The sequence below is a fragment of the Arcicella rosea genome (genome assembly GCF_014204325.1).
Classification (GTDB): Bacteria; Bacteroidota; Bacteroidia; order Cytophagales; family Spirosomataceae; genus Arcicella; species Arcicella rosea_A.
Genome location: NZ_JACHKT010000006.1, coordinates 165989 through 179131 on the forward strand (window position 1 = coordinate 165989; position 13143 = coordinate 179131).

5 protein-coding genes and 1 CRISPR repeat array (1 of these 6 running past the window's edge) are annotated in these 13143 nt (G+C 33.8%); all 5 genes read left to right on the forward strand.

The genetic code is table 11. The features are described 5' to 3' along the window. Position 1: 1 nt before the first annotated feature. Positions 2-2419, forward strand: a complete 2418-nt coding sequence (gene cas3 / locus HNP25_RS06155; protein ID WP_184131903.1) for a CRISPR-associated helicase Cas3' — start codon at positions 2-4, stop codon at positions 2417-2419. Positions 2420-2428: 9 nt separating this feature from the next. Next, positions 2429-3091, forward strand: a complete 663-nt coding sequence (locus HNP25_RS06160) for a CRISPR-associated endonuclease Cas6 (RefSeq protein WP_184131906.1) — start codon at positions 2429-2431, stop codon at positions 3089-3091. A 297-nt stretch (positions 3092-3388) separates the two neighbouring features. After that, positions 3389-4411, forward strand: coding sequence for a CRISPR-associated endonuclease Cas1 (gene cas1 / locus HNP25_RS06165; RefSeq protein ID WP_184131909.1), 1023 nt, complete (start codon positions 3389-3391; stop codon positions 4409-4411). Between the two features lie 112 nt (positions 4412-4523). Then, a complete protein-coding gene (cas2, locus tag HNP25_RS06170) occupies positions 4524-4814 on the forward strand; it encodes a CRISPR-associated endonuclease Cas2 (RefSeq protein WP_184131925.1) in 291 nt (96 codons plus the stop codon). A 92-nt stretch (positions 4815-4906) separates the two neighbouring features. Continuing rightward, positions 4907-5479 carry a CRISPR-associated protein Cas4 gene (cas4, locus tag HNP25_RS06175; RefSeq protein WP_184131928.1) on the forward strand — a complete coding sequence of 191 codons (573 nt, stop codon included), beginning with the start codon at positions 4907-4909 and terminating at the stop codon, positions 5477-5479. A gap of 196 nt (positions 5480-5675) precedes the next feature. After that, positions 5676-13143: a CRISPR direct-repeat array (repeat unit 37 nt; unit sequence CTTCCAAAGTAACTTCCATTAGAATAAGGATTGAAAC) (it continues 2146 nt past the right edge of the window).

The window sequence follows — 13143 nt, forward strand, 5'->3', positions numbered from 1 at the left end:
TATGTTCTATTCTCACAGTGAAACCTTGCCTGATGGTACACGCAAAGGCATAAAATCTATTCAGAAACATAATCAAGGCGTTTCTCAAAACGCCTTGACTTCTTTTGAGTCAAGTGTTTCTTTTCCAGAACTCAATACTCAACAAATAAAACTTTTGATAAGTGATGTTTGTCGATACCATGACTTAGGCAAATATTCAAAGTATTTTCAAGCGTACTTGTTAACCAACGAACGTGTTGATAATAATTTAAAAGCTCATGCACGATTTGGAGCTTATACAATATTCCAAAAGTACAAAGACCAAAACTCTACTCTCGCTTTACTCCTGTACTATATCGTTGTTAATCACCATCTTAATTTAGACAATTTAGCAAAAAATGAATTTTTACAAAAAACAGAGGCTAAAAATAACGAAGGCTATTTTAACAAACAGAAAGTAACCTTCAATGAATTTTGGGATATAATCAAAAGTGAAATTGGAGATGAAAAGCTTGAACAATATGTAAATCCTCCCGAAGGAAAAACTGCTTACAGAACAACCAAAGAGATTACAGAAAAAGAATCCAATATCCAAAACTACTTCCTAATCAACTACCTATTTTCTCTTTTGATAGAAGCGGATAAATTGGATGCTTCGGATACTTCTTTATACCCTAAAAAATCTATTGCTAAACACTTGGTAGATAAGTATCGCCCATTGAGTATTGATAAATTAGTTGAAAATCAAGATATTAGTTTGTTCTCTCAAAACGAACTTCGTAGTTATGGACGATTGCGAGTAAATCAGTTTTTGGAAAGAAACGATTGGCAAGAACATAAACTTTTTACACTTACTGCCCCAACAGGTTTAGGCAAAACGCTCATGGCTTTAGATTTTGCCATTCGACTAAGAGAAAAGATTAGAGAAACCGAACAAAGAGAAGCTCAAATAATTTATGCTTTACCTTTTATCAATATTATTGAGCAGTCATTAAAGGTTTATAGTGAGGTTTTGGGTGAAAAAGTAAATCTATTGGCTCATTACCAATATGCAGATGCTTTAGAACAAACTTCTAAGGATGAATCAAGTAATTACAATCAAAAAATGATGATGCTTGACACATGGCAATGCGATGTGGTGATTACAACTTTTGTTCAGTTTCTCCAAACCTTAATTGGTAACAGAAACAAGTTATTAAAGAAATTCAACCATTTTGCAGGCTCAATTATTATTCTTGACGAAGTACAAACAATTCGTTTGGGACAATTACCACTTATTGGTGCTACCTTGTTTTATCTGGCTAAATTTCTGAATGCACGCATTGTACTAATGACGGCAACTAAACCCAAAATTTATGAATTAGCCAATCAGGAAATATTGAATAATGAAGGCGAAGAAGCTAAAAGTATAGAACTGTTGCCTGATTATGAAAAAGTGTTTCAGTGTTTTAAAAGGACTAAAATCGTATCATTAATTGATGAAAAATTAGAAGATGAACAGCAGTTTATTAATACTATTTTTTTAGAAAAATGGTCTGAGGAAAAATCATGTATCATAGTTTGTAATACGGTAAAACGTTCATTGGATGTTTTTAAGCTTATTGCTCAGGAATGCAATGAAGATACAAACCCCGTTTATTACCTTTCAACTAATATTATTCCAGCCAGACGACAAAGTATTATAGATGCTATCAAAGCGGATTTAGAAGCTAAATTAAAACCAATTTTAGTCTCTACTCAGTGCGTTGAAGCTGGTGTGGATTTAGATTTTGATATGGGTTTCCGTGATTTGGGTCCAATGGATTCAATCATTCAAGTAGCAGGCAGAATCAATCGAAACAATAATTTGGCTAAACAATATTCGCCTTTGTATATCATAGATTTTGGCGATTGTGAAAAGATTTATGATAAGGTTACTCAGCAACAAGCAAGACTTTTATTAGAAAATAATCCACAAATTCTTGAAGACAACTATTTAGAAGTAATAGAATCTTATTTCTCAAATGTTGCTGGCAATAAATCTTTTGTAGATTCTCGCAAAATATATGAAGCAATGAAAACATTGAAGTATGATTCCGAAGACCCTAAAAATGATATTGCTGTTTCATCATTTCAAGTGATTGAAGAGCAATATCCACCAATATCCGTTTTTATTGAAATAGATGAAAAGGCAACAGAATATAAAGATAAGTTTGTCAAAATGATTCATAAGGAACTCACTCAAGAGGATTTTTCACCTTTTAAGAAAGGCTTTCATCAACATATTATTTCTGTACCAAGTCATCTGCCAAAGGTGAAAGAAGAGTTAAAACAATCAGACCATTATTTACTTTGTGAAGGTATTTATATTATTCCCAATGATGAGTTGGAAGACTTTTATGATTTAACCACAGGTTTTATTAGAACTAACGAAGACAAAGTACATTCAAGATTTTTCTAACCCATTACCATGCAAACAATCCATCAAACCATCATCCGTTTTCCTGAAATACAATTGGCTACTCGTGATGCTCATAAATTACGGGGCTATTTTGGGAATATTTTTCAAGAGTATTCGCCTTTGTTGCATAATCATTTGGAGTCGGGCGAGTCGGCATACCGTTATCCTTTGGTGCAGTATAAAGTAATTAATAGAGTTCCTACCTTGGTTGGGCTAAACGAAGGGGCTGATTTGTTGATTAACCTCTTTTTGAAAATTAAAACCCTCCAAATTGAGGATAAAACGTACCAAATCAATCAGAAAAATATTGAATCAAAAACGCTTGAGATTGGTTTGTCGAACGAACTCCACTCCTATCGTTTCCAAACACTTTGGATGGCTTTGAACCAAGAAAACCATCAAAAGTATATTCATAATGCTGCCTCCGAACAGCAAAAACAGTTGAATATTTTACTCCAAAATAATATTCTAAGCTATTTCAAAGCGATGAATTATTGGGTAAATGGTCAGGTATTGGGAATGTTGCAAAATGTTTATGAAAAAGAAACCAAGTTTAAAGATAAATCAATGATTGCCTTCCAAGCAGATTTTGTGAGTAATGCCGTTTTACCTTCATTTATTGGGATTGGCAAATCGGTGGCAAGAGGGTTTGGAACTTTGGAAGCGATGTAGTAGATATGAGTTTTGAATTATGAATTATTTTTGTAAAATATTCATAGTCAATATTTTACAAAAATAAATAGTATTTTCTGCTGATTACTGGACAACTTTTACACACAGAGTTTCGCAGAGTATTTTGTTACAATGTTTCTCCGTGAAACTCTTTGTATTCTCTTTGTTCCTCTGTGTCTTTTACAAGATTGTCCAGTTGATTAACAAATTTTTATTTTTTGTTAGGGTGAGAATAAATTAATACCCTATTGAAATGAATGAAAACCTTAAATATTTCTGTCTATTCAATCATAAACGATGCAAGTATATCTAAATACTTTTGGAACATATCTACATATCAAAGATGATATGTTTGAGGTGAAAATTCCTGTAAAAGATGGAGAACCTATCAAGAAAACTTTGGCTGCCCACAAGGTTAGTTCCTTTGTATTGGCTACTTCGGCTTCTTTGAGTACTGATGCGGTGCGATTGGCTTTGTACAATAATATTGATATTATTTTTGCTCGTTCAGACGGTTATCCTTTGGGAAGAGTTTGGCATTCAAAATTGGGAAGTACTACCAAAATCCGTAAACAACAATTACAAGCTAGTATCAACGAAGAAGGTGTAAAGGCTACCAAAAATTGGATTTCGGAAAAAATGACGAATCAGTTAGAGTTTATCAAAGACTTAAAAAAACATCGTCCACAAATGGCAGAGTATCTGGACGATAAAATAGAGCGAATCCAAAATCTGGTTATTTCAGTTGGTAAATTGGAAGGTAAAACTGTACAAGATTTTGCCGAAACTATCCGAGGATTAGAAGGTACAGCTGGGCGTTTATATTTTGAAACCATCAATTATGTATTGCCACAGTCCTATCAATTTAATGGCAGAAGTAGCCGACCAGCCAAAGATTCATTTAATGCCTTTCTGAATTATGCTTACGGTGTTCTTTATACGAGAACAGAAAAAGCCTTGATTTTAGCAGGTTTAGACCCTTACGTTGGCTATTTGCACAGAGACGATTATAACCAGAAATCCATGGTTTTTGATTTTATAGAGCCTTTCAGAATATTTGTAGAAGTACCAGTTTTTAGATTGTTTACGGCAAAAAAAGTAAACAAAGCTCATATCGACGAAATCACCAATGGCGTTACGCTGAATAAAGAAGGTAAAGAGTTATTGATTAAGGCATTGAACGAATACTTGGAAGAAGATGCTATTCGCTACAAAAACCGCAATCAAACAAGAGCAAATATCATTCAGCAGGAGGCTCATTCTTATGCTAATCAATTGATAGAGAAAACAAAAGATACATCTGAAACGCTGTATTTATAAGAAAACATTCAGCGATAAATAGTGAATACAGTTCAATTGATGTTTTTTGCTTTTCCTAAATATCGGATAATTAGAAACTTGAATACTAATCACTACTTAAAATGATAGAAATATGATTGCATGGGTATTATATGATATAAAAAACGATAAAGCTCGTACCAAAGTTGCTAAAATCTGTAAGCAATCGGGCTTATACAGAGTACAGTTTTCTGTGTTTTTGGGTACGATAGACCGCAATATGAAAGACAGCTTGCAACTGCAAATCGAAGATTTGATAAATGAAGAAACCGATTCTGTTTATATTTTTCCGATGTCAAAAAACGAATTACAAGAAACCATTTTATTGGGACAAGCCTTCGACAAGAAATTAGTTTCAGATGAAGTAATGGCACTTTTTCTTTAAGAATCCTTATTCGATTTTCATTTAATTGCCTACATGTGTATCAATTTTTTAGTATTCCGAAAGCGATAAACTCATAATTCATCACTCACACAATGACTCTTACTCCTTCACATATCATAGAATATTTATATTGTCCGAGGTTTACGTATTTTGAATATGTTATCGCTATTCCACAATATGAAGACAGACATTTCAAAGTCCAGAAAGGCAGAGAAATCCACAACCAGAAATTAGAACAAAACAAAGAATACCTACGCAGACGTATAGGAGCAGTAGAACGATACAACGACCAGTACTTAACCAACGAGTTTTTAAGAGGACGTATCGACGAAGTACTCAAATTAAAAGACGGTACGATGACACCCTTAGACTATAAATTTGCGGCCTATGACGACAAAGTTTTTGAGACTTATAAAACCCAATTGTACTGTTATGCTTGGTTAATAGAAGAGAACTTTCATTGTAAAGTCAACAAAGGCTATTTGGTATATACACGGAGCAATAATAAATTAGTGGAAGTAGCAATACAAGATAGCGACAAACATTTAGTAAAAGAAGCAAGTCGAGAAATTTATCAGATTATAGAGAACAATTATTATCCCAAAGCTACCAAATCTAAAATGAGATGTGTAACTTGCACTTATAGAAATATTTGCACAAAGTAATCAATTTCCGAGTAGCAATTTATTTTAAAAGGGGAAAAATAAGATATTAAATTATTCAAATTCAATTAGTTATGTTTACGGAAAAACTCAAAAAACAAACTAAAAAACGTACTTTGACCTACTGTTTAGAGAAGAAAAAGCAGATAGGATATAACATACAATTAATTATGTTACAAGGAATTAGCCAATCAGACGACTTCCAAAGTAACTTCCATTAGAATAAGGATTGAAACTCGAAATATCCGTTCGCCGACAAGTAATTGATGATTCTTCCAAAGTAACTTCCATTAGAATAAGGATTGAAACCATTTTTGATAAAAACCAAACGCTTCGGAATCATAGAGCTTCCAAAGTAACTTCCATTAGAATAAGGATTGAAACATGCCGGGTGGTATTACGCTTGTGGGTTGTGATTCTCTTCCAAAGTAACTTCCATTAGAATAAGGATTGAAACTGCCCGTGACTGGAAGTTTTATTTACCAGCAACCAAAGCTTCCAAAGTAACTTCCATTAGAATAAGGATTGAAACGCAAAGCCAAAGGCGGACAGGCGAGAGATGCGGACACTTCCAAAGTAACTTCCATTAGAATAAGGATTGAAACGACCGTGGTTTTATAATTCTTTCACTGGTGCTTTGTTCTTCCAAAGTAACTTCCATTAGAATAAGGATTGAAACAATTCATGCGGTTGGCGTACACCTTTGGTGTAGTATCTCTTCCAAAGTAACTTCCATTAGAATAAGGATTGAAACGAAAAATATCTTATCATTTCCCTCCTTATTGTATTACTTCCAAAGTAACTTCCATTAGAATAAGGATTGAAACTAAATAATACAAAGGCGGCGAGTTTTCTTTTAGTTTTCTTCCAAAGTAACTTCCATTAGAATAAGGATTGAAACATTGCAAATAATGATGCGTTATCATGGTCAGAGTTTCTTCCAAAGTAACTTCCATTAGAATAAGGATTGAAACATGCAAACGAACAGTATAGGATTATTGCTTTGATGACTTCCAAAGTAACTTCCATTAGAATAAGGATTGAAACAGATTGTGGGAGATGGATCATCAAAATGTATATTCTCTTCCAAAGTAACTTCCATTAGAATAAGGATTGAAACTGATGAAATATCATGGTAGCGAAAAAGGAAGTATGACTTCCAAAGTAACTTCCATTAGAATAAGGATTGAAACATTCCTTATCGGCTGTGACTTGCAATTTTGAAAATACTTCCAAAGTAACTTCCATTAGAATAAGGATTGAAACACTGGTGTTAGTCTTCTTATTAAAGCTATAAAATTTCTTCCAAAGTAACTTCCATTAGAATAAGGATTGAAACATGGTAGAATGCTAGTTTGGTATGCAAACGTGCTAGCTTCCAAAGTAACTTCCATTAGAATAAGGATTGAAACTGATTGAACTTTCTACTATTAACCAAATCACCATTGCTTCCAAAGTAACTTCCATTAGAATAAGGATTGAAACGTAAGAAATTATTCAGGAATGCCACAACACAAAACCAAACTTCCAAAGTAACTTCCATTAGAATAAGGATTGAAACCAAAAATATGCTACCGATATAGAATCAGAAATAGTTCTTCCAAAGTAACTTCCATTAGAATAAGGATTGAAACATCTTTACCATCATCGGACTATCATTTTCATAAACTCTTCCAAAGTAACTTCCATTAGAATAAGGATTGAAACTGATGAAATATCATGGTAGCGAAAAAGGAAGTATGAGCTTCCAAAGTAACTTCCATTAGAATAAGGATTGAAACTCTGGATGTGGATAATTATTCGCTACAATTGAACTCCTTCCAAAGTAACTTCCATTAGAATAAGGATTGAAACCTTTCACTCTCAAACTATCTATCGATACCAAAATGCTTCCAAAGTAACTTCCATTAGAATAAGGATTGAAACCGAGCCAGATTAAAACCTTGAAAGCGAATATTAAGCCTTCCAAAGTAACTTCCATTAGAATAAGGATTGAAACCTATTCCTTTGCCCGAAATGGTTAGTTTCGGGCTGGTCTTCCAAAGTAACTTCCATTAGAATAAGGATTGAAACAGGGTAGAAATCGCCAAACGTTTGAGGTTGAATTTTATCCTTCCAAAGTAACTTCCATTAGAATAAGGATTGAAACCTGGGTCTGTCTGAATTTAGTATCAGGTTGCCAGCGACTTCCAAAGTAACTTCCATTAGAATAAGGATTGAAACCTCAATAAAATTACCTGTTCGGTTGTTGATGCTAAAGCTCTTCCAAAGTAACTTCCATTAGAATAAGGATTGAAACTAAGTGAAACGAATATAACAAGACCATGGATGAAACACTTCCAAAGTAACTTCCATTAGAATAAGGATTGAAACGTTGTTATCGTACTGGCTGGCTTATCAATACTCATACTTCCAAAGTAACTTCCATTAGAATAAGGATTGAAACACAAAAACACTTTGGCTTCCATCAGTGCATGTTTATCTTCCAAAGTAACTTCCATTAGAATAAGGATTGAAACATTTCTAAAGTTTTCAACATAACTATCACAAAACCTCTTCCAAAGTAACTTCCATTAGAATAAGGATTGAAACGCAGGAAACATCGTTGAAAATACAATTACTCTTGACACTTCCAAAGTAACTTCCATTAGAATAAGGATTGAAACACTTTTCATTAAATGATTTGGCAACTTGAATGGCAACTTCCAAAGTAACTTCCATTAGAATAAGGATTGAAACTGTAAGAATCAATACCTATTGGTAACAAATTGGTTTCTTCCAAAGTAACTTCCATTAGAATAAGGATTGAAACAACAATATCATTATGAAATTAATCTACTTGTCGCATCTTCCAAAGTAACTTCCATTAGAATAAGGATTGAAACAACAATAGCTATATGAAACGATTAGTTTGGGCGGTACTTCCAAAGTAACTTCCATTAGAATAAGGATTGAAACCTATTCCTTTGCCCGAAATGGTTAGTTTCGGGCTGGTCTTCCAAAGTAACTTCCATTAGAATAAGGATTGAAACAAAACTTAAAGACATACTCACTATTGTTGCTGTTGTCTTCCAAAGTAACTTCCATTAGAATAAGGATTGAAACGAAGATGTTTTGGGCTTTTGAAGATGAAGTACTTATCTTCCAAAGTAACTTCCATTAGAATAAGGATTGAAACGTTTTGGAGCTGGCCGCTCCTGTTCTTCTGTTCTTGTCTTCCAAAGTAACTTCCATTAGAATAAGGATTGAAACAAAAAGAGAGCAATGGATAAGTATTTGCAACAAGTACTTCCAAAGTAACTTCCATTAGAATAAGGATTGAAACAAAAGTTCAGAAAACTCATCTGTTTTCATCCTCCCTCTTCCAAAGTAACTTCCATTAGAATAAGGATTGAAACGTAATCGACAAGCCTCATGGTGAGCATTTGTTAGTCTTCCAAAGTAACTTCCATTAGAATAAGGATTGAAACATCCTGAGGCTTTCCGTAAAAAATTCATTGGGGCTACTTCCAAAGTAACTTCCATTAGAATAAGGATTGAAACCTGCTTTCCATCTTTTCAAATCCCCAAACATCGATTTGTCTTCCAAAGTAACTTCCATTAGAATAAGGATTGAAACAGATTGTGGGAGATGGATCATCAAAATGTATATTCTCTTCCAAAGTAACTTCCATTAGAATAAGGATTGAAACTTGATACCAGAAGTAACCGACCCAACGGAAAGCCATTTGGCTTCCAAAGTAACTTCCATTAGAATAAGGATTGAAACAAGCCGTAAAAAGAAGAAAAGGAAGTAAACCTTTACCTTCCAAAGTAACTTCCATTAGAATAAGGATTGAAACACGGTTTTCTGAAAAGATAATGGATAAGCCAAAGTATCTTCCAAAGTAACTTCCATTAGAATAAGGATTGAAACAGATTGTGGGAGATGGATCATCAAAATGTATATTCTCTTCCAAAGTAACTTCCATTAGAATAAGGATTGAAACGCTCCCTAAGCATCACACCTCTGGAGTAATCGCTTTCTTCCAAAGTAACTTCCATTAGAATAAGGATTGAAACCTGGTATTAGAGCCGCTAATGGCTTAGATATAAGAAACTTCCAAAGTAACTTCCATTAGAATAAGGATTGAAACCTGCAAAGCAGATTTTTGAGTTTGTTGGTTTTCGTCTTCCAAAGTAACTTCCATTAGAATAAGGATTGAAACTATCATCTTATTCATTAGAGGCAAAGCCTTATATAGCTTCCAAAGTAACTTCCATTAGAATAAGGATTGAAACTTTGTGGCAAAAATATACGTTCAAACGAACAGTTTCTCTTCCAAAGTAACTTCCATTAGAATAAGGATTGAAACCTTTTAACTTCAAATAGCTTCGTGAAGTACTAATATCCTTCCAAAGTAACTTCCATTAGAATAAGGATTGAAACTCGAACGTACACCGGCTCTACCATTGTTGCTGGCACAATCTTCCAAAGTAACTTCCATTAGAATAAGGATTGAAACAGATTGTGGGAGATGGATCATCAAAATGTATATTCTCTTCCAAAGTAACTTCCATTAGAATAAGGATTGAAACCTAAGCTTTTTCTTTGGATTGCCGTAATGATGTACTTCTTCCAAAGTAACTTCCATTAGAATAAGGATTGAAACCACCTCTCAGCTCGGAGGGATTAAGAAGACTTCGTTCTTCCAAAGTAACTTCCATTAGAATAAGGATTGAAACTGAAAAGAAACTATTTTCTTCATTTCATATTTCTCACTTCCAAAGTAACTTCCATTAGAATAAGGATTGAAACGAAAAAGTATAAATAGCATCGAACTCAATTAAAATTCTTCCAAAGTAACTTCCATTAGAATAAGGATTGAAACATAGACTCCTGAGTCCCTATTTTCAAGCTTTTCAGTCTTCCAAAGTAACTTCCATTAGAATAAGGATTGAAACCTCGTGACTCTGTTGAACGTCTCCGTTTTTGGACAAACTTCCAAAGTAACTTCCATTAGAATAAGGATTGAAACCCAATAACTAATAAGTAACCACCTTTAGTTATTTCCTTCCAAAGTAACTTCCATTAGAATAAGGATTGAAACGTGGTTGATTTGTTTTGTGGTGCGGGAGGTACCACAACCTTCCAAAGTAACTTCCATTAGAATAAGGATTGAAACGTTGTTATCGTACTGGCTGGCTTATCAATACTCATACTTCCAAAGTAACTTCCATTAGAATAAGGATTGAAACTAAGTGAAACGAATATAACAAGACCATGGATGAAACACTTCCAAAGTAACTTCCATTAGAATAAGGATTGAAACAAGCCTGTTTAATTCTTCTTCAAGGATTTCCGCTTTCTTCCAAAGTAACTTCCATTAGAATAAGGATTGAAACTAAATAATACAAAGGCGGCGAGTTTTCTTTTAGTTTTCTTCCAAAGTAACTTCCATTAGAATAAGGATTGAAACTCTGTATGGTTTGCCAAGTTGGGATAAGAAGGATTTCTTCCAAAGTAACTTCCATTAGAATAAGGATTGAAACTTCACCAAACAATTTTCTTGAAAGTTCATCAGCTTCCTTCCAAAGTAACTTCCATTAGAATAAGGATTGAAACTAAAATGGACCAAAGTCGGTTGGATGAAATATTTTACTTCCAAAGTAACTTCCATTAGAATAAGGATTGAAACCAGATTATTGAATTGAAAGCTGACAAGATTAACTATCTTCCAAAGTAACTTCCATTAGAATAAGGATTGAAACTTTGATATGCTTAAAAATAAACTAATGTATGAATATCTTCCAAAGTAACTTCCATTAGAATAAGGATTGAAACGTTATTTCAAAATCCCAAACCTTCTTAATCTCAATACTTCCAAAGTAACTTCCATTAGAATAAGGATTGAAACGCAAAGCCAAAGGCGGACAGGCGAGAGATGCGGACAGCTTCCAAAGTAACTTCCATTAGAATAAGGATTGAAACCAAGCTGGACGGATTTCTTTGGGATAGAAAGCCGTGCTTCCAAAGTAACTTCCATTAGAATAAGGATTGAAACTAAATAATACAAAGGCGGCGAGTTTTCTTTTAGTTTCTTCCAAAGTAACTTCCATTAGAATAAGGATTGAAACTGAAACTTGAATCATAAACAAAATGAAAATCACAAACTTCCAAAGTAACTTCCATTAGAATAAGGATTGAAACGTAAGAATTTGGTTTTGTTCAAAGTTTTTTCTTACTCTTCCAAAGTAACTTCCATTAGAATAAGGATTGAAACGAAATACAAGATAAGCCCTATCTTTTTTTTGATATTCTTCCAAAGTAACTTCCATTAGAATAAGGATTGAAACGCAAATCTTCTACGGGTACTGAAATGGGATAATGCTTATCTTCCAAAGTAACTTCCATTAGAATAAGGATTGAAACATCATATCGCAAATCAATTATGCTTTCAGTTTGCGACTTCCAAAGTAACTTCCATTAGAATAAGGATTGAAACTTGAAAGCTCTTGAGGAATTTGTGCCTTGGGTTCATCTTCCAAAGTAACTTCCATTAGAATAAGGATTGAAACCGACATCATTAATCCGGGAGTTTTAGGCTTTTCTGGCGCTTCCAAAGTAACTTCCATTAGAATAAGGATTGAAACCAAAAATAGCCCAATCAATTGGGCTATTTTGTTAAAGGCTTCCAAAGTAACTTCCATTAGAATAAGGATTGAAACTCCATTCTTCAAGGTAAGTCTTCGGGTCTATGTCTTCTTCCAAAGTAACTTCCATTAGAATAAGGATTGAAACCTCACAAGTGAAGGAGTTTTGATTTTTCCCATTGTTCTTCCAAAGTAACTTCCATTAGAATAAGGATTGAAACAAGCCAGTTGAAAGTGTATCTGTAAATACCAAACAAGCTTCCAAAGTAACTTCCATTAGAATAAGGATTGAAACAAACCTTTGTATTCAGTCTCGACACCGTATTTTCTTTCTTCCAAAGTAACTTCCATTAGAATAAGGATTGAAACTCATACCTTCAGGGAGCTGGTCGGTATCTTGTAGGACTTCCAAAGTAACTTCCATTAGAATAAGGATTGAAACAATAACTTCAATGCCATAAGCATTAAAAATGCTATACAACTTCCAAAGTAACTTCCATTAGAATAAGGATTGAAACAAATTAAAAAGCCAACCTTGTGGCTGGCTTTTCTTTCTTCCAAAGTAACTTCCATTAGAATAAGGATTGAAACAAAGAAAAAGGGCAAAAAATGCCCTTTTCTAAGGGTAATCTTCCAAAGTAACTTCCATTAGAATAAGGATTGAAACACTGAGAATATACCACCAGCCAACACCCCAACGTGTTGCTTCCAAAGTAACTTCCATTAGAATAAGGATTGAAACGCTTTTTGGAAGAGAGCTTCATAAAATGCGATTTGTCTTCCAAAGTAACTTCCATTAGAATAAGGATTGAAACAAAGACGTTCAAGAATCTCTTTTTTGTCTTTTTTAGAAACTTCCAAAGTAACTTCCATTAGAATAAGGATTGAAACCTATTCTACACATAAAACCCTTGAATCAACTAAAACGGTCTTCCAAAGTAACTTCCATTAGAATAAGGATTGAAACGGTACTATTTTAGGCTGGAGAATTATTTCTGTGCCACTTCCAAAGTAACTTCCATTAGAATAAGGAT